We start from the raw sequence: 18,012 nt of genomic DNA, 5'->3' as shown, positions 1-18,012 counted from the left end.
TCAGGCCTTCGCGACCTCGTGGTTGGCGAGGATCTCGAGCGCACGCACCAGCGCCGAGTGGTCGAGGCCGGCCATGCCGTGCGCCGCGCAGGCCTGCATCAGCTGCGCCGCGTTGGCGGTGTTCGGCAGCGCGACACCGAGCGCCTTGGCGCCCTGCAGCGCGAGGTTCAGGTCCTTCTGGTGCAGCTCGATGCGGAATCCCGGGTTGAACGTGCGCTTGATCATGCGCTCGCCGTGCACCTCGAGGATGCGGCTGCTCGCGAAGCCGCCCATCAGCGCCTGGCGCACCTTGGCCGGGTCGGCGCCGGCCTTGCTCGCGAACACGAGCGCTTCGCCCACCGCGGCGATGTTCAGCGCGACGATGATCTGGTTGGCGACCTTGGTCGTCTGCCCGTCGCCGTTGCCGCCCACCAGCGTGATGTTCTTGCCCATCAGCTCGAACAGCGGCTTGACGCGCTCGAACGCGGCTTCGGGGCCGCCGACCATGATCGTCAGCGACGCGGCCTTGGCGCCGACTTCGCCGCCCGAGACCGGCGCGTCGAGGTAGTCGCAGCCGAGCGCGTTGACCTTCTTCGCGAACTCCTTGGTCGCGATCGGGCTGATCGAGCTCATGTCGACGACGACCTTGCCGCGCGACAGGCCCTCGGCGACGCCGTTCTTGCCGAACAGCACGGCCTCGACGTCGGGGGTGTCGGGCACCATCGTGAACACGATGTCGGCGCGCTCGGCCACACCCTTGGGTGTCGTGCACTGCGTCGCGCTCGACTCGGCGATCTCGGGCGGCACCTTGCTGCGCGTGTGCACGAACAGCTGGTGCCCGGCGCGGATCAGGTGGCCGCACATCGGCGCGCCCATGATGCCCAGGCCGATGAAGCCGAGCTTGAGCGGGGTGGTCGTCATCGGGAGCTCCTCCTTCGGAATCGGGTCAGTGGGCGAAGGCCTGGCGCCAGCCGAGGCCCGCCTCGGTCGTCGTCGCCGGCTTGTACTCGCAGCCGATCCAGCCGCGGTAGCCGATGCGGTCGAGGTGCGCGAACAGGAAGGCCCAGTTCAGCTCACCGGTACCGGGCTCGTGGCGGCCGGGGTTGTCGGCGATCTGGACGTGCGCGATGCGCGCCAGCTGCTTCTCGAGCGTCGCGGCGATCTCGCCTTCCATGCGCTGCGCGTGGTAGACGTCGTACTGCACGAAGGCGTTGTCGGCGCCGACCTCGTCGAGGATCGCGATCGCCTGCGCGGTGCGGTTGAGCCAGAAGCCCGGGATGTCGTAGGTGTTGATCGGCTCGACGAGCAGCTTCAGCCCGGCCTTCTTCAGCTCGGCGGCGGCGTACTTCAGGTTGTCGATGAAGGTCGCGCGCAGCGTCGCATCGTCGACGCCGGCCGGCGCCTTGCCCGCGAGGCAGTTGAGCTGCGGCACACCGAGCGCGGCCGCGTACTCGATGGCCTTGCCGACGCCGGCGCGGAATTCGGCGACGCGGTCGGGGTGGCACGCGATGCCGCGCTCGCCGGCGTCCCAGTCGCCGGCGGGCAGGTTGTGCAGCACGAGCTTCAGGCCGTGCGCGTCGAGCCGGGTCTTGATCTCGGCGGCGGGGAACGCGTACGGGAACAGGAACTCGACGGCGTCGAAGCCGGCCCTGGCCGCGCGCTCGAAGCGGTCGAGGAACGGCACCTCGTTGAACAGCATCGTCAGGTTGGCGGCGAAGCGCGGCATCGTCGTCTCCTTCAGTCGAGCAGGCCGGCGGCCACCAGGCCCTCCCGGCCAGCGGGGTGGCGGCAGTCGATCTCCTCGAATTCGTTGATCGCGTCGATCTCGGTGCCCATTGCGATGTTGGTCACCTTCTCGAGGATGCATTCCACCACGACCGGCACCCGGTGTTGCCGCGCCAACTGCTGCGCCTCGCGCAAAGCAGCTTCGATCTTCTCGGGGTCGGTCACGCGCAGCGCCTTGCAGCCCAGCCCCTCGACGACCTTCTGGTGGTCGACGCCGTAGCCCTGCAGCGCCGGGTCGTCGACGTTCTGGTTCTCGAACGCGAGCTGCACGCAGTAGTCCATGTCGAAGCCGCGCTGCGCCTGCCGGATCAGCCCGAGGTAACTGTTGTTGACGAGGACCTGCACGTAGGGCAGCCGGAACTGCGCGCCGACCGCGAGCTCCTCGATCAGGAACTGGAAGTCGTAATCGCCCGCGAGGCCGACGACGGTGCGCGTCGGGTCGGCGGCAACGACGCCGAGCGCCGCGGGGATCGTCCAGCCCAGCGGTCCGGCCTGGCCGCAGTTGATCCACTGGCGCGGGCCGTAGACGTGCAGGAACTGCGCGCCGGCGATCTGCGAAAGACCGATCGTCGTCACGTAGATCGTGTCGCGCGGGAAGGCCTTGTTCATCTCCTCGTAGACGCGCTGCGGCTTGATCGGGATCTGCTCGAAGTGCGACTTGCGCAGCATCAGCCGCTTGCGCTCGGCGCAGCGGAACGCCCAGTCCGAATAGTCCTTCAGCGCGCCGGCGGCCTTGCGCTCCTTGGCGACCTGCACGAACAGCTCGAGCGCCGCCTTCGCGTCGGACACGATGCCGTAGTCGGGCATGAACACGCGGCCGATCTGCGTCGGCTCGATGTCGACGTGGACGAACTTGCGGCCCTTCGTGTAGACCTCGACCGAGCCGGTGTGGCGGTTGGCCCAGCGGTTGCCGATGCCGAGCACGAAGTCGCTCGCGAGCATCGTCGCGTTGCCGTAGCGGTGGCTCGTCTGCAGACCGACCATGCCGGCCATCAGCGGGTGGTCGTCGGGGATCGCGCCCCAGCCCATCAGCGTCGGGATCACCGGCACGCCGAGCGTCTCGGCGAACTCGACGAGCAGGTCGCTCGCATCGGCGTTGATGATGCCCCCGCCGGCGACGATCAGCGGCTTGTCGGCGGCGAGCAGCATGTCGAGCGCCTTCTCGACCTGCCTGCGCGTCGCCGCGGGCTTGTAGACCGGCAGCGGCTCGTAGGTGTCGATGTCGAACTCGATCTCGGCCATCTGCACGTCGAACGGCAGGTCGATCAGCACCGGCCCCGCGCGGCCCGAGCGCATCAGGTGGAAGGCCTGCTGGAACGCGCGCGGCACCTGTGCCGGCTCGCGCACCGTGACGGCCCACTTGGTCACCGGCTTGGCGATGGCCTCGATGTCCACCGCCTGGAAGTCTTCCTTGTACAGCCGCGCGCGCGGCGCCTGGCCGGTGATGCAAAGGATCGGGATCGAGTCGGCGCTGGCCGAGTACAGCCCGGTGATCATGTCGGTGCCGGCCGGCCCCGAGGTGCCGATGCACACGCCGATGTTCCCCGCCTTCGCGCGCGTGTAGCCCTCGGCCATGTGCGACGCGCCCTCGACGTGGCGCGCGAGCACGTGGGCGATGCTCTGCCGCTCGCGCAGCGCCGCGTACAGCGGGTTGATCGCCGCGCCGGGCACGCCGAAGGCGTTGGTCACGCCTTCCTTCTCCATCACGAGCACGGCGGCCATCGCCGCCCTCATCTTCGCCATGAGCGTCTCCTTCGAGCCTGTGGAACGGACGGGTGCGATCGTCGCGGCGCGCGCGCGGCAACGGAACGCCACGGCGGGCAGAGCTGCTATTCCGTGGTGGAATGGCTGACGCTACGATGCGCCATGGACCGCGTCACTGGCATCCGGCTGTTCATCCGCGTCGTCGAGACCGGCAGCTTCAGCCGCGCCGCGGCCGACCTCGGCATCACGCAGCCGACCGCGACGAAGCATGTCGCCGCGCTCGAAGCCAAGCTCGGGGCGCGGCTGTTCCACCGCAGCACGCGCGGTGTGACGCCGACCGAGGTCGGCGCGGCGTACTACGACAAGTGCAAGGCGATCGCGCACGAGCTCGACGAGGCCGACAGCCTCGCGTCGCTGATGGCCTCGCGCGTGCAGGGGGTGCTGCGCATCAGCACGTCGGTCGCGTTCGGCCGGCGCGTGCTGACGCCGCTGGTGCTGCGCTTCATGCAGCAGCACCCGGGGCTGCAGGTCGACCTCGGCTTCGACGACCGCTACGTCAACCTCGTCGAGCAGGGCATCGACCTCGCGATCCGCATGGGACGGCTCGCCGACTCGCAGCTCGGCGCGCGCTACCTCGGCGTCAACCCGTGGGTGCTCGTCGCCGCGCCGGCGTACCTCGCGCGGCGCGGCACCCCGGCGCACCCCGGTGAACTCGCGCAGCACGACGCGCTGATCTACAGCAGCGTGCAGGGCGACGAGCGCTGGCACTTCAGCGGTGCCGACGGGCGCACGCTGCAGGTGCCGGTGCGCGGGCCGCTGCGCAGCAACAACCTGTCGGCGATCCTCGCGGCGACGCGCGCCGGCATGGGCCTGGCCGTGCTGCCGTGGTACGTCGCGCACGCGTCGGTGCGCGACGGCGCCGTGCAGCCGCTGCTGACCGACTGGACGCTGCCGGTGCAGGAGATCCACGCCGTCTACACGTCGCCGAAGCTGGTGCCGACCAAGGTGCGCGGCTTCGTCGACTGGCTGCAGGGCCAGTTTCCCGACCGCTGGTGGGCGCGCGAGGCCGGCTGAGCCGGCGTGTCAGTGCGGCGTGGCGTGTCGCTCGCGGTACGCGCTCGGCGCCAGCCCGGTGCCGCGCTTGAAGAAGCGGCTGAAGTAGGCCGGGTCGTCGAAGCCGAGCTCGAAAGCCAGCCGCGACACCGGCGCCGCGACGTAGACGAGACGCCGGCACGCTTCGCGCAGCAGGCGGTCGTGCACGACGGCCTGCGCGCTCAATCCGGTCTCGGCGCGCGCGAGGCGGTTCAGCCGCGCCGGCGACAGGCCCAGCTGCGACGCGTAGCGGCTCACCGGCCAGTGCTCGAGGTGGTGCGCCTCGACGAGCGCGAGGAAGCGCGCGAACAGCGCGCGGTGCGGGCGCGCGCGGCCGCGCTCGGGGCGCGCGCGGCCGCGCTCGGGGCGCGCGTCGCGCTGCGCCTGTGCGGTCAGCTGCGCCAGCCGCCACACGGCCGCACGCGCGAGCCACACCGGCACCGGCGCCCCGGCCGTGCCCGGCGCACGGAACTCGGCCAGCAGCGCGTCGAGCAGCGCCGCGGTGCGCTGCGTGTCGGGGGCCTGCGCGTCGAACGCGAGCACGCGCGGCGCGGCGAACAGCGTGTGCAGCGCCTCGCCGGCGGCGGGCAGGTCGCCCTCGACGAGCGAGCGCGGGCCCATCGTCAGCACGAAACCGTCGGTCTCGGGCGCGAAGCGGAACGCGTGCACGACGCCGGGTGGGATCACGATGGCCGCCGGTGCGTCGCAGCGGCCGTGCGATTCGTCGAGGTCCACGTCGGCGTGGCCGCGCTGGACCCACACCACCTGGTACAGCCCGCGGTGCACGTGGGCGTCGATCTCCCAGTGGTACAGCCGGCTGCGCGACTGGATCGGCTCGATGTGCAGCATCTCGCCGCCGGCGGGCACCGGGTCACCCGGTTCCCCGTACAAGGCGAACGCGGGCACGCCGCCGCGCGCGCGTGTCGGCGGCACGGGCGCTCGACGGCCAGCGGCAGCAGACGACATGGCGCGATTCTGGGGGCGCAACGAACACGCCGCGGCGCGGGGCCGCACACGCTCACCGGTGGCGCCGGTTCATTCGGGTTCGATCTTCGCCGCGCGGATCACGTCGCCCCAGCGCTTGATCTCGCTCGTCAGCAGCGCCTGCAGCTCGGCCGGCGAGCTCGCGGCCAGCCGCATGCCGAGCTTGCCGAGCTTCTCGCGCACCGACGGCGCGGCGATCGCCTCGCGCGCGGCCTTGTTCAGCGCGTCGATCACCGCCGCCGGCGTGCCCGCCGGCGCCGCGAGCGCATTCCACGACGCGACGTCGTAGCCGGGCACGCCGGCCTGCGCGACGGTGGGCACCTCGGGCAGCGCGGCGTTGCGCTGGCTCGACGTGACGGCCAGCGCCTTGACGGCGCCGGCGCTGACCTGCGGCATCATCGGCCCGACGATCTCGAACGCGACGTCGATCTCGCCGGCGCGCAGCGCCGTGAGCACCGCCGGGCTGGCCTTGTACGGCACGACGAGCGCGTCGATGCCGGCCACCGTCTCGAACAGCTTGGCCGACAGGTGCTGCGTGCTGCCGATCGCGATCGTGCCGACGTTGAGCTTGCCCGGGTTGGCCTTCGCGAACGCGACCATGTCGGCGAGCGTCGCGAAGCGCGACTTGGCCGGCACGAAGATGCCGAGGTCGAAGTAGCCGAGCGTGCCCACCGGCGCGAAGTCCTTGACCGGGTCGTACGGCAGCTTCTTGAACAGCCCGACGCTGACCGCGTTGGCGTTGCTCATCAGCAGCAGCGTGTGGCCGTCGGGCCTGGCCGAGGTCACGGCCTGCGCGGCGACGATGCCGCCGGCGCTGGGCTTGTTGTCGATGACGACCGACTGCCCGAGCGTCGTGGCCATGTGCTCGCCGACGGCGCGCGCCGTCAGGTCGGCGATGCCGCCGGGGCCGAACGGCACGACGATCGTGATCGGCCGCTCGGGAAAGCGCGCCTGCGCGCGCGCGGTGTGCGGCAGCGCGGCAATCACCGGCAGCGCGGCGGCGGCGGCGACGAGGCGGCGGCGCGACGCATCGCGCGGGGTCGGACGGGTCATCGGGAAGGGCTCCTGTCGTCGTGGGGTCGGTCGGGGGCGGGCGCGCTCAGTCGGCCGCGCTCAGTCGGCCGCGAGCTGCTGCTCGAGCTGGTGCAGCACCTGGTAGCACGGCAGCACCTGCGCGACGCTCGCGTTGGGCTCGCGCCGCTCGCGGATCGCGGCGAAGAACTCGCGGTCCTGCAGTTCGATGCCGTTCATCGAGACGTCCACGCCCGAGACGTCCACCGGCGTCTCGGGACCCTTGCTGTGCGACTGCACGAGGTCGTCGTAGCGCGCGATGTAGGTGCCGCTGTCGCCGATGTAGCGGAAGAAGGTGCCCAGCGGCCCGTCGTTGTTGAACGACAGGCTCAGCGTGCAGATCGCGCCGTTGGCCGCCTTGAGCTGGATCGACATGTCCATCGCGATGCCCAGCGTCGGGTGGATCGGGCCCTGGATCGCGTTGGCCTTCACGATCGGGCTCATCGTCTGGTACGCGAAGAGGTCGACCGTGTGCGCCGCGTGGTGCCACAGCAGGTGGTCGGTCCAGCTGCGCGGCTGGCCGAGCGCGTTGGTGTTCGTGCGGCGGAAGAAGTAGGTCTGCACGTCCATCTGCTGGATGTGGAACTCGCCGGCGACGATCTTGCGGCGCACCCACTGGTGGCTCGGGTTGAAGCGCCGCGTGTGGCCGCACATCGCGACCAGCCCGGTCTCCTTCTGCCGCTGCACGACCTGCTCGCCGTCGGCGAGGCGGTCGCACAGCGGGATCTCGACCTGCACGTGCTTGCCCGCGTCGAGGCACGCCAGCGCCTGCGCGGCGTGCAGCTGCGTCGGCGTGCACAGGATGACGGCGTCGACCTCCTTGATCTTCAGGCTCTCGGCGAGGTCGGTCGCGACGTGCGGGATGCCGTACTTGTCGGCGACCTCCTGCGTCTTGGCCAGCTCGCGGCCGACGACGGAGACGACCTTGACGTCGGGGATGTTCTTGATGCCGTCCAGATGCTTGATGCCGAACGCACCGGCACCGGCCAGCGCCACGTTGAGGGTCATGTCAGTTCTCCAGGATCAGGTGGCCGACGGCCGTGTTGCTCGCCGGCACGTGATAGAAGCGGTGTGCGACCTTCGGCTTCGGGCCGCCGGCCACGTCGGCCATCGCGCCGCGCGCGATCAGCCACATCACGAGCTCGATGCCCTCGCTGCCGGCCTCGCGCACGTACTCGATGTGCGGCACCTGCGCGAGGCCCGCGGGGTCGTCGATCAGGCGGTCGAGGAAGCGGTTGTCCCACTCCTTGTTGATCAGCCCGGCGCGCGCGCCCTGCAGCTGGTGGCTCATGCCGCCGGTGCCCCAGATCTGCACGTTGAGGTCCTCGTCGTAGCTCTCGACGGCCTTGCGGATCGCCTGGCCGAGCGCGAAGCAGCGCCGCCCCGACGGCACCGGGTACTGCACGACGTTGACCGCGAACGGGACCACCTTGAACGGCCACGCGTCCTTCACCGGGTCGAGCTTGCCGCACATCAGCGACAGCGGCACCGTCAGACCGTGGTCGACGTCCATCTTGTTGACGATCGTCAGGTCGAAGTCGTCCTGGATCACGCTCTGCGCGATGTGGCTGGCCAGTTCCGGGTGGCCGACGACCTTGGGCACCGGCCGCGGGCCCCAGCCCTCGTCGGCGACCGCGTACTCGGCGGCGGTTCCGATCGCGAAGGTGGGGATGATTTCGAGGCTGAACGCGGTCGCGTGGTCGTTGTAGACGAGGAACACGACGTCGGGGCGGTGCTCCTTCAGCCACTGCTTCGAGAACTCGTAGCCGGCGAAGACCTTCTGCCAGTACGGCTCGCCGGTCTTGCCGAGGTCGAGCGCCGCGCCGATGGCCGGCACGTGCGAGGTGTAGACGGAGGCGGTGATGCGGGCCATCGGGGTCCTTTCAGTCGAACAGGCGGCCGCTGCCGTGGCCCTGCGGCTGGTGCTGCGGCTGGGCGTCGCCGTCCTCGCCGAGGAAGCGGTTGCCCTCGGGCGAGCGTCCGCCGGCGATCATCATGTCGCGGTACTCGGCTTCGGTCATGCCGGTCATCGAGCCGGCCATCTGCTGGAAGCTCTTGCCGTGCGTCGAGCCGATCTTGGCGAGGAAGTAGATGTTGCCGCCGAGCGCGATGCAGCGGTTGAGGTCGCCGTCGAGCACGGCCTGCTTCTGCTCCTCGGTCATCGGCCACTCGTCGAGGTAGGCGCGGCGGTCGGCCAGGTAGCGCGCGCGGTTTTCGGGCTTCATCAGGCTCATGCAGAACTGGTTGAGCCAGTAGCCCTTGCGCGACTGGTCGGCGTCGAAGATCGTCGTGCCGGGGATGTCGAGATACGGTTTTTGCAGGGCCATGGGGCTCAGACCTCCTCGGGCCAGTACAGGCGCATCGGGTTGTCGACCAGCAGCTTGCGCTGCAGTTCGGGCGTGGGCGCGATGTGCGGGATGAAGTCGACCAGCAGCCCGTCGTCGGGCATGTGGTCCTTCAGGTTCGGGTGCGGCCAGTCGGTGCCCCACAGCACGCGGTCGGGGAAGGTCTCGACGATGCGGCGCGCGAACGGCACGACGTCGCGGTAGGGGGCACGCTCGCCATGCAGCGCCGGTGGACCGCTCTTGGAAAGGCGCTCGGGGCAGCTGACCTTGCTCCACACGTTCGGGTGCTCGCGCATGAACTTCAGGAACAGCGCGAACTCGGGACCGTCGACCGGCTTGGACACGTCGGGCCGGCCCATGTGGTCGACGACGACGGTGGTCGGCAGTGCGGTGAAGAAGTCCCACAGCTCGGGCAGGTCGGGCGCCTCGAAGTAGACGACGACGTGCCAGTCGAGCCGGGCGATGCGCGCGGCGATCTCCATCAGCTCGTCCTTCGGCGTGAAGTCGACGAGCCGCTTGACGAAGTTGAAGCGCACGCCGCGCACGCCGGCCGCGTGCAGCCGCTGCAGCTCGTCGTCGGTCACGCTGCGCCGCACCGTGGCCACGCCGCGCGCCCTGCCGTTCGATGCGAGGCAGGCGTCGACGAGCGCGCGGTTGTCGGCGCCGTGGCACGTGGCCTGCACGATCACGTTGCGCGCGAAGCCGAGGTGGTCGCGCAGCGCGAACAGCTGCTCCTTGCTGGCGTCGCACGGCGTGTACTTGCGCTCGGGCGCGTACGGGAACACGGCGCCGGGGCCGAACACGTGGCAGTGCGCGTCGACCGCGCCGGCCGGCAGCCTGAACTGCGGCTGGCTCGGGCCGTCGAACCAGTCGAGCCAGCCGGGGGTCTTCTCGAACGGGCCCGTCGTGGGCTTGCTCATCGTCTCAGTCCTTCGGCTTCAGGTGGGCGAGGATGCGGTCGGCTTCGGTGCGCCAGTCGGCGCTGCGCGCAAAGCCCGGTGTGCCACGCACACCGAACCAGCCGGCGTCGGCCGCATCGGCGACCCAGGCCTGGCGCTCGGCGGTGCCGGCGGCCGACCACGGCTCGAGCCCGGCCTCGCGTACCGTCTGCGCGACTTCGCGCATCTCTTCGGCGCGGCGGCGCCCGTGCTCGATGACGCGCTGGAAGAAGTAGGCCGCCTGCTTCTCCCAGTCGATGCCGGGGAAGGTTTCGTGCAGCGACGCGATCACGGCGTCCTCGACGCCGTAGTGGCGCGCCGTCGTGAAGCTCTCGATGACCATCGCCTCGAGGCCCTTGATCATCACGCTGCGGCACATCTTCGACGCCGACGCGACGCCGAGCCGGTCGCTGCCGACCTTGCAGCCGGCGAAGCCCAGCGCCGCGAGCGCCGGCGCGAGCGCGGCCGCGTGCGGGCCGCCGAGGATCGTCGGCACCTTGATGCGGTACGGCGGCACCGACGTCATCACGGCGCCCTCGACGTAGCGGCCGCCCGCGGCGTCGACGGTGCGTGCAGCGTCGATCTTGGCGCCGGGCGAGGCCGAGTTGAGGTCGAGCACGAAGGTGCCGGCGCGCAGCGCCGGGGCGATGGCCCGCGCGACCGCAACGGCCTGGCTTGCGGTGACGGCCGAGATCACGAGGTCGCACTGCGCGGCCAGCGCCGCGTGCGACGCCGCGAGCACGACGCCGTGTTCGGCCGCGTGGCCGCGCATCGCGTTGCCGCGCGCGTCGTCGAGCTTGACGTCGTACGCGGCGACGGCGACGCCCTGCACACGCAGGTCCTCGGCGACGATGCGGCCGACCTCGCCGTAGCCGACGAGGCCGACGCGCCAGCGCTTGGCGTCCGCGTCCATCAGTCGACGTACTTCAGGCCGGCCTTCTCGAGCGCCGGGCGCATGTTGTACATGTCCAGCCCGAGCACGCCGGCGGCCAGCTTCTCGCGCTTGTCGGCCTCGCTGGCCTCGCGCTTGGCCGCGGCTTCGGCGGTCTGCGCGGCGAGCGCGGCCGGCACGACGACGACGCCGTCGTCGTCGGCGAGCACGACGTCGCCCGGCTGGACGAGCGCGCCGGCGCACACGACCGGCACGTTGACCGAGCCGAGCGTGGCCTTGATCGTGCCCTTGGCGCTGATCGCCTTGCTCCACACCGGGAACTGCATCGCGGTCAGGTCCTTCACGTCGCGCACGCCGGCGTCGATCACGAGGCCCTTGGCGCCCTGGGCGCGGAACGACGTCGCGAGCAGGTCGCCGAAGAAGCCGTCGGTGCACTCGGCGGTGACGGCGGCGACGACCACGTCGCCCGGGCGGATCTGCTCGGCGACGACGTGCATCATCCAGTTGTCGCCCGGGTGCAGCAGCACGGTGACGGCGGTGCCGCACAGGTGCGCGCCACCGTAGATCGGGCGCATGTACGGCTGCATCAGGCCGACGCGGCCCATCGCCTCGTGGACGGTGGCCACCCCGAAGCGCGACAGCGCCTCGACGGCGGCCGGGTCGGCGCGCGTGATGTGGCGCTTGACGATGCCGAGTTGGTACATGGTGGTTGGTCCTCGTGGTCAGAGGCCGCGCGCCTTCAGCGCGGCGTCGAGCCGCGGGTAGACGCGGCGCGCGTTGCCCTCGTAGATCTTGTGGCGCGCCTCGGGGTCGATCCGGGCGGCCTCGATGTAGCGCTTGGTGTCGTCGAAGTGGTGGCCCGTCTCGGGGTCGATGCCGCGCACCGCGCCGATCATCTCGCTGGCGAACAGGATGTTGTCGATCGGGATCACGCGCGTCAGCAGGTCGATGCCGGGCTGGTGGTAGACGCAGGTGTCGAAGAACACGTTGCCGAGCAGGTGGTCCGCGAGCAGCGGCTTCTTCAGCTCCTGCGCGAGGCCGCGGTAGCGGCCCCAGTGGTACGGCGCCGCGCCGCCGCCGTGCGGGATCACGAAGCGCAGCGTCGGGAAGTCCTTGAACAGGTCGCCCTGGATCAGCTGCATCACCGCCGTCGTGTCGGCGTTGATGTAGTGCGCGCCGGTGGTGTGGAAGCACGCGTTGCACGACGTGCTGACGTGGATCATCGCCGGGATGTCGTACTCGACCATCTTCTCGTAGATCGGGTACCAGTGGCGGTCGGTCAGCGGCGGGCTCGTCCAATGCCCGCCCGACGGGTCGGGGTTCAGGTTGATCGCGACGAAGCCGTACTCCTTGACGCACTTCTCGAGCTCGGGGATGCAGGTCGCCGGGTCGACGCCGGGCGACTGCGGCAGCATCGCGCAGCCGATGAAGTGGTCGGGAAACAGCGTCGCGACGCGGTGGACCAGCTCGTTGCAGATCGCGGCCCACGTCGAGCTGACCGCGACGTCGCCGATGTGGTGCGCCATGAAGCTCGCGCGCGGGCTGAAGATCGTCAGGTCGCTGCCGCGCTCGCGCATCTTCGCGAGCTGGTTCGTCTCGATCGACTCGCGGATCTCGTCGTCGGAGATGCGCAGGTCGGCGGCCTTCGGCATCACGGCCGGGTCCTTGATGCCGGCGATCTGCTGGTTGCGCCAGGTCTCGAGCGCCTTGGGCGCCGTCGTGTAGTGGCCGTGGCAGTCGATGATCATCGGGGGCTCCGTGGGAAAGGGGTCACGCCGGTTCCATGCCGTGGCGGCGCTTCGCGTCGGCAGCCGCGGGCGAGCGCATGAAGTCGAGCAGCGCGCGCACCGCGTCGGGCTGCCTCGACGCGGTGCACACCGCGCCGGTGAAGACGGTGACGATCTCGGTGCCCGGCGGCATCGTGCCCAGCACCTGGATGCCGTCGACGTTCATCAGCTCGCTGTACTGTTGGAAGCCGAGCTCGACGTCGCCGCGCGCGACCAGCGTGCCCACCGGCACACCCGGCGGCGCCTGCACGACGCGCGCGCGCAGCGCGTCGGCCACGCCCCAGCGCTCGAACAGCTGCAGCAGCGCGGTGCCGCTCGGGCCCGTCGAGTAGCCGATCGTCCGCGCGGCGAGCACGGCGCGCTGGAGCGCCTCCTCGCTGCCGACGTCGGGCGCCGGGGCACCCGCGCGCACCGCGATCGCGACCGCCGAGCGCACGAGCGGCGTCGCACTGCCGGGCACGATGGCGCCGGCGGCTTCGAGCTTCGCGATCGCGTCGGACGCGAGCACGACGACGTCGAACGGCTCGCCGGCCGCCACGCGCTTGGCCGCATCGACGCCGCCGACGGACTCGATCTCGATGGCGACGCCGGTGCGCGCACGGTACGCGGCGGCCAGTTCGGCCAGCACCTGGCGGGTGGCCATCGACGAGATGCCGGTGATCGCGGGGGTCATCAGCGGACGGGGGTCAAGGGGCGGGTCGGCACGGCGCGGGGCTGACGCGCCAGGAGCGAGCGATTGTGGGACGGCCGACTATTGCCGTCGAGGCATGGCTGCAGATACCTGCTATGTCGCCGTGGCATGGCCCGATGCCGCCGCGTGCCACCTCAGCGGCGGAACAGCGCGAAGCTCGCGTCGCGGCGGCGGATGCGCCAGCCGGCGGCGGTGCGCACCAGCTCGTCGGCGAACTCGCCGACCATCTGCGTCGCGTCGGCCGGCCGGCCCTGCGGCGTCGGCGCGTCGTTGGCGTCGCCGCCCCAGACGACGACGTAGCAGCGCGAGCGCGCCGTGTTCGCGTCGACCAGCTCGACCGCGTGGCTGCCGATCACGTGCCGTGTCAGCCGCGCCGGGTCGCGCTGGCGGTAGGCGGCGAGGATCGCGGCGCGGCCGTGCAGCGCGTCGCCGTTGGGGCGCACGAGGACGGCGTCGTCGGTGAACAGCGCGGCGAAGGCGTCGAAGTCGCGCGCGTCGACCGCGTGCGCGCTGGCGACGACGACGTCGCGGCAGGCCTGCGCGGCCGCCAGTTGCTGTGCGTCCATGGGCGATCTCCTTTCGGTGGGAAGGCGTCAGCGCGCGGGCGCGGCCAGCCACTCGAGCATCACGTCGGCCACCGCGCTCGGACGCTCCATCGTGCTCATGTGGCCGGCGTCGTCGACGACGCGCAGCATCGCGACGCCGGCCGGCAGCAGCGCGGCGATCTCCTCGTGCTGCGACACGGGCGCCCAGCCGTCGGCGCGGCCGCACATCACGAGCGTGGGCACGCGCACGCGGCGCAGCACGTCGGTCGCGTCGGGGCGCTCGAGCAGCGCGCGGATCTGGCGCGCGAACGTGTCGGCGCTCTTGCGCTCGAACATCGCAACGATGCGCTCGATCAGCGCGGCGTCGGCCAGCCGCGCCGGGTGCACCATGTCCTGCACCCAGCGCTGCGCCATCGCGCGCACGCCCTGCGTGCGCGCGACGTCGAGCAGCGCCTGGCGCTTGCGCGCTTCCTCGTCGCCGGCGGCACCGGCGGCGCGCGCGCGGTAGCCGGTGTCGAGCAGCGCCAGACGCTCGACGCGCTCGGGGGCCTGCCGCATCACCTCGAGCGCGACGCGACCGCCCATCGAGTGGCCGGCCAGCGCGAAGCGCGGCGGCGCGGCGTCGAGCAGGCGGCGCGCCATCAGCGCGAGGTCGTCGGCGTCGCCGTGGTCGACGACGTGGCACGTGGCCACCGCCGACAGCGACGGCAGCAGCGGCTCCCACACCGCCGCGTCGCACATCAGGCCGGGCACGAGGACGAGGTCGGCGGCCATCGCGTCAGTGCTCCTTGGCGCCGGCGACGCCAAGCAGGCGGTGCAGCCGCTCGGTGTCGGCGGCCAGCGCGTCGGCGCGGTCGGCGTGCACGACGCGGCCCTGGTCGAGCACGACGGCGTGGTCGCTGATCGCGAGGATGGCCTGCGGGTGCTGCTCGACGATGATCGCCGACACGCCTTCGTCGCGCGTGATGCGGCGGATCGCGCGCAGCAGCTCCTCGACGATGATCGGCGCCAGCCCCTCGAGCGGCTCGTCGAGCAGCAGCAGCCGCGGGTTGAGCACCAGCGCGCGGCCCACGGCGAGCATCTGCTGCTCGCCGCCCGACAGCTGCGTGCCCAGGTTGCCGCGGCGCTCGGCCAGGCGCGGGAACATCTCGTAGACGCGCTCGGGCGTCCACGGGCGCGCCGCGCGGCCGTGTGTCGCGGGGCGCGCGACGGCGGTGAGGTTCTCGTGCACCGTCAGCGACTTGAAGATGTTGCGCTCCTGCGGCACCCAGCCGAGCCCGGCCGCGGCACGCGCGTGCGACGGCAGGCGCTGCACCTCGCGCCCGCCGAGCACGATGCGCCCGCCGTGGTGCGTCGTCACGCCGACCAGCGTGTTGATCAGCGTCGTTTTGCCGGTACCGTTGCGCCCGAGCAGCGCCAGCGTGTGGCCCTCGGGCAGCGCGACGTCGACGCCGTCGAGCACGACGGCCTCGCCGTAGCCGGCGCGCAGCCCTTCGACGCGCAGCAGTTCGCTCATGCCTGCGCTCCGTGGCCGAGGTAGACCTCGCGCACCCGCGGGTCGGCGGCGATCGCGTCGGGCGTGCCCTCGGTCAGCACGCCGCCGTTGACGAGCACCGTGATGCGCTCGGCGAAGCCGAATACCAGGTCCATGTCGTGCTCGATCAGCAGCACCGAGACGTCGCGCGGCAGGTTCGCCACCGTGTGCAGCAGCTCCTCGCGCTCGCCCGGCGGCACGCCCGCGACCGGCTCGTCGAGCAGCAGCACGCGCGGCTCGCAGGCCAGCGCGATCGCGATCTCGAGCAGCCGGCGCTTGCCGTAGGCCAGGTGCTCGGTGCGCCGGTCGGCGCTCTCGGCGAGGTGGAACTGCGCGAGCAGCTGCTCGGCGCGCTGCATCACGTCGGCGTCGCGGTCGAGCGGGCGCCACCAGCGCGCGCCGCGGCCGCGGCGCTGCGCGACGACGAGCGCCAGCGTCTCGCGCGGCGTCATCGACGCGAACAGCTGGTTGATCTGGAACGTGCGCACCAGCCCGCGGCCCACGCGCTCGTGCGGCGCCAGCGTCGTGATGTCGGTGCCCTCGAGCTCGATGCGGCCCTCGGTGGGCGGCAGCACGCCAGTCAGCAGGTTGATCAGCGTCGTCTTGCCGGCGCCGTTGGGGCCGATCAGCGCGTGGCGCGCGCCCGCCTCGACGGCCAGCGTCACGTGGTCGGTGGCCGTGATGCCACCGAAGCGCTTGACCAGCCCCTCGCAGCGCAGCACGGTGCGGCGGTCCTGGGCCAAGGTCGCACTCATCGCGTCGCCCCCTTGCGCGACCACCGCGTCCAGGGCTTGAGCAGGCGGTCGCGGCCGACGAGCATCAGCACGACGAGGAACAGCCCGATCCAGAACGTCCAGTACTGCGGCGTGATGTCGGCGATCACGTCGTGCAGCAGCTTGAAGACGATCGCGCCGGCGATGCCACCGTACAGCCAGCCGACGCCGCCGATGACCAGCATCAGCAGCACGTCGGCCGAGCGCTCGATGCCGAACACTTCGAGCGACGCGAAGCCGGTGGTCTGCGCGAGCAGGCTGCCGGCCGCGCCGGCCATGCCGGCGGCCACGGTGTAGACGACGACGAGCCGCTGCGTGACCGGGATGCCGATGGCCATCGCGCGCAGCCGGTTGTCGCGCACGGCCTTGAGCGTCGCGCCGAACGGCGAGTGCACGAGCTGCCGCGCGAACACGAACAGCGCGAACAGCACCGCCAGCGAGTACCACGCTGCGGTCTGGCCGTAGAGGTCGAATTCGAAGCGACCGAGCACCGGCCCCATCACGACGCCTTGCAGGCCGTCGGCGCCGCCGGTCAGCCCATCGAGCCGGTTGGCCAGCTCCCACAGGATCAGCGACGTGCCCAGCGTGACCATCAGCCGCGTCAGGTCGTTGCCGCGGATGATCGTCGCCGCGCACAGCAGCCCGAGCAGCAGCGCCGCGCCGGTGCCCACCGCCAGTCCGAGCAGGGGGTCGGGCGACAGGTGCTTCGCGAACAGCGCCGCGCTGTAGGCGCCGAAGCCGAAGAACGCCGCGTGACCGAGCGAGACGATGCCGGCGTAGCCGAGCACGAGGTCGAGCGAGATCGCGAACAGCGCGACGATCGCAATCTCGCTGACGATGAGCGAATGGCTGGGCACCAGCGCCGGCAGCGCGAACGCTACCAGCCACACGACGGGTTCCCACGCGCGCCAGCGCGCGCTCGACGGCCGCAGCGTCGTCGTCATCGCGCGGCCCCGCGCGTGAACAGGCCCTGCGGGCGCCAGACCAGGATCGCGATCATCAGCGAGTAGACGACGAAGGCGCCGAGCTTCGGGATGTAGTACTTGCCGGCGACGTCGGCGATGCCCAGCAGCAGCGCGGCGCCGAACTGCGCGGCGATCGACGACGTGCCGCCGACGGCAACGACGATCAGGAAATAGACCATGAACTTCAGCGGGAACGTCGGCTCGAGCCCGAGCACCTCGGCACCGAGCGCGCCGCCGATGCCGGCCAGCCCCGAGCCGACCGCGAACGTGATCGCGAAGATCTGGTTCACGTTGATGCCCAGCCCGCCAGCGACGCGCGAGTCGTCGACGCTGGCGCGCAGCCGGCTGCCGAAGCGCGTGCGCGTCAGCGCGAGCTGCAGCGCCACCGTCAGCAGCGCGCACACCGCGATGATGAACAGGCGGTAGTGCCCCATGCCGAGCGCGCCGTCGAACAGCTCGGTGCGTCCGCGCAGCCAGTCGGGCAGCTGCACGATCTGCTGCTGCGCGCCCATGAAGTAATCGGTGGCCGCGACCGCCATGAAGACGAGCCCGATCGTGAACAGCACCTGGTCGAGGTGCGGGCGGCCGTACATCGGCCGGTACAGCGTGCGCTCGAGCACCGCGCCGACGACGGCCGGCACGACGAACGCGAGGCCCAGCGCGGCGACGAAGGGCACGTCGTGGCTGCGCATCGCGACGACGGTCACGTAGCCGCCGAGCATCGCGAAGGCGCCGTGCGCGAGGTTGATGAAGTTCATCAACCCCATCGTCACCGACAGGCCGATCGCGAGGATGAACAGCAGCATCCCGTAGGCGATGCCGTCGAACAGGATCGTCAACATGGATCAGGCGCCGCCGGCGGGGCCGCCAGCACGCAGCAGGGGGGACATCGGCGCGCCGTCCGCGCGCACGCGGGGACGGCCGGAC

General features: G+C 71.5%; 20 protein-coding genes. 1 reads left to right on the top strand and 19 read right to left on the bottom strand.

Going from position 1 to position 18,012, the window contains the following annotated elements; translation table 11 throughout:
* Genes glxR through gcl form a run of 3 tightly spaced genes read right to left on the bottom strand, consistent with a single transcriptional unit; the run spans window position 1 to window position 3,507 of the window.
* Entirely contained in the window at window positions 1-900 is a 900-nt protein-coding gene (gene glxR / locus DRV96_RS05125) for a 2-hydroxy-3-oxopropionate reductase (protein WP_119288493.1), read from the bottom strand.
* Between the two features lie 25 nt (window positions 901-925).
* Entirely contained in the window at window positions 926-1,705 is a 780-nt protein-coding gene (hyi, locus tag DRV96_RS05120; RefSeq protein ID WP_119288490.1) for a hydroxypyruvate isomerase, read from the bottom strand.
* Window positions 1,706-1,716: 11 nt separating this feature from the next.
* Window positions 1,717-3,507 (bottom strand): glyoxylate carboligase, encoded by a 1,791-nt coding sequence (gene gcl / locus DRV96_RS05115; protein WP_119288488.1) that lies wholly within the window; start codon window positions 3,505-3,507, stop codon window positions 1,717-1,719.
* A gap of 123 nt (window positions 3,508-3,630) precedes the next feature.
* On the opposite strand from gcl, the gene DRV96_RS05110 reads away from it, so the two are divergent.
* Entirely contained in the window at window positions 3,631-4,542 is a 912-nt protein-coding gene (locus tag DRV96_RS05110) for a LysR family transcriptional regulator (protein WP_119288486.1), read from the top strand.
* 9 nt (window positions 4,543-4,551) lie between these two features.
* On the opposite strand, the gene DRV96_RS05105 is transcribed toward DRV96_RS05110, so the two are convergent.
* The 16 genes from DRV96_RS05105 to DRV96_RS05030 all read right to left on the bottom strand — a co-directional run bounded on the left by DRV96_RS05105 (window position 4,552) and on the right by DRV96_RS05030 (window position 17,927).
* Window positions 4,552-5,493 (bottom strand): helix-turn-helix domain-containing protein, encoded by a 942-nt coding sequence (locus DRV96_RS05105; protein ID WP_235823292.1) that lies wholly within the window; start codon window positions 5,491-5,493, stop codon window positions 4,552-4,554.
* A 102-nt stretch (window positions 5,494-5,595) separates the two neighbouring features.
* Window positions 5,596-6,597, bottom strand: coding sequence for a Bug family tripartite tricarboxylate transporter substrate binding protein (locus DRV96_RS05100; protein WP_119288483.1), 1,002 nt, complete (start codon window positions 6,595-6,597; stop codon window positions 5,596-5,598).
* Between the two features lie 60 nt (window positions 6,598-6,657).
* Window positions 6,658-7,623, bottom strand: a complete 966-nt coding sequence (locus DRV96_RS05095; protein ID WP_119288481.1) for a Gfo/Idh/MocA family oxidoreductase — start codon at window positions 7,621-7,623, stop codon at window positions 6,658-6,660.
* Between the two features lies 1 nt (window position 7,624).
* Window positions 7,625-8,488 (bottom strand): class III extradiol dioxygenase subunit beta, encoded by an 864-nt coding sequence (locus DRV96_RS05090; RefSeq protein WP_119288478.1) that lies wholly within the window; start codon window positions 8,486-8,488, stop codon window positions 7,625-7,627.
* A gap of 10 nt (window positions 8,489-8,498) precedes the next feature.
* A complete protein-coding gene (gene ligA / locus DRV96_RS05085; RefSeq protein WP_119288476.1) occupies window positions 8,499-8,942 on the bottom strand; it encodes a protocatechuate 4,5-dioxygenase subunit alpha in 444 nt (147 codons plus the stop codon).
* A 5-nt stretch (window positions 8,943-8,947) separates the two neighbouring features.
* Window positions 8,948-9,880 (bottom strand): amidohydrolase family protein, encoded by a 933-nt coding sequence (locus DRV96_RS05080; RefSeq protein ID WP_119288473.1) that lies wholly within the window; start codon window positions 9,878-9,880, stop codon window positions 8,948-8,950.
* 4 nt (window positions 9,881-9,884) lie between these two features.
* The gene (locus DRV96_RS05075; RefSeq protein ID WP_119288471.1) at window positions 9,885-10,811 is read right to left on the bottom strand and encodes an NAD(P)-dependent oxidoreductase; all 927 of its coding nucleotides are present in this window, start codon (window positions 10,809-10,811) and stop codon (window positions 9,885-9,887) included.
* Complete coding sequence (gene ligK, locus DRV96_RS05070; RefSeq protein WP_119288469.1) at window positions 10,811-11,494, bottom strand: 4-carboxy-4-hydroxy-2-oxoadipate aldolase/oxaloacetate decarboxylase; 684 nt, start codon at window positions 11,492-11,494, stop codon at window positions 10,811-10,813. The genes DRV96_RS05075 and ligK overlap by 1 nt, the downstream gene beginning before the upstream one ends.
* Before the next feature lie 18 nt (window positions 11,495-11,512).
* Window positions 11,513-12,538 carry an amidohydrolase family protein gene (locus DRV96_RS05065; protein ID WP_119288467.1) on the bottom strand — a complete coding sequence of 342 codons (1,026 nt, stop codon included), beginning with the start codon at window positions 12,536-12,538 and terminating at the stop codon, window positions 11,513-11,515.
* A gap of 22 nt (window positions 12,539-12,560) precedes the next feature.
* Window positions 12,561-13,250 carry a substrate-binding domain-containing protein gene (locus tag DRV96_RS05060; RefSeq protein WP_235823291.1) on the bottom strand — a complete coding sequence of 230 codons (690 nt, stop codon included), beginning with the start codon at window positions 13,248-13,250 and terminating at the stop codon, window positions 12,561-12,563.
* Window positions 13,251-13,402: 152 nt separating this feature from the next.
* Window positions 13,403-13,834 (bottom strand): nuclear transport factor 2 family protein, encoded by a 432-nt coding sequence (locus DRV96_RS05055; RefSeq protein WP_235823290.1) that lies wholly within the window; start codon window positions 13,832-13,834, stop codon window positions 13,403-13,405.
* A 27-nt stretch (window positions 13,835-13,861) separates the two neighbouring features.
* A complete protein-coding gene (locus tag DRV96_RS05050; RefSeq protein ID WP_119288465.1) occupies window positions 13,862-14,587 on the bottom strand; it encodes an alpha/beta fold hydrolase in 726 nt (241 codons plus the stop codon).
* A 4-nt stretch (window positions 14,588-14,591) separates the two neighbouring features.
* Window positions 14,592-15,329: an ABC transporter ATP-binding protein gene (locus DRV96_RS05045; protein ID WP_119288463.1), complete on the bottom strand. Its 738-nt coding sequence runs from the start codon at window positions 15,327-15,329 to the stop codon at window positions 14,592-14,594.
* A complete protein-coding gene (locus DRV96_RS05040; protein ID WP_119288689.1) occupies window positions 15,326-16,102 on the bottom strand; it encodes an ABC transporter ATP-binding protein in 777 nt (258 codons plus the stop codon). The genes DRV96_RS05045 and DRV96_RS05040 overlap by 4 nt, the downstream gene beginning before the upstream one ends.
* Window positions 16,099-17,064, bottom strand: coding sequence for a branched-chain amino acid ABC transporter permease (locus DRV96_RS05035; protein WP_119288461.1), 966 nt, complete (start codon window positions 17,062-17,064; stop codon window positions 16,099-16,101). Before DRV96_RS05035 ends, DRV96_RS05040 begins: the two co-directional genes overlap by 4 nt.
* Window positions 17,061-17,927, bottom strand: coding sequence for a branched-chain amino acid ABC transporter permease (locus tag DRV96_RS05030; RefSeq protein ID WP_119288459.1), 867 nt, complete (start codon window positions 17,925-17,927; stop codon window positions 17,061-17,063). Before DRV96_RS05030 ends, DRV96_RS05035 begins: the two co-directional genes overlap by 4 nt.
* Window positions 17,928-18,012 lie beyond the last annotated feature (85 nt).

It is taken from the genome of Azohydromonas sediminis (assembly GCF_003574675.1).
Classification (GTDB): domain Bacteria; phylum Pseudomonadota; class Gammaproteobacteria; order Burkholderiales; family Burkholderiaceae_C; genus Calidifontimicrobium; species Calidifontimicrobium sediminis.
This window is presented reverse-complemented; position numbering and strand designations above follow the sequence as displayed.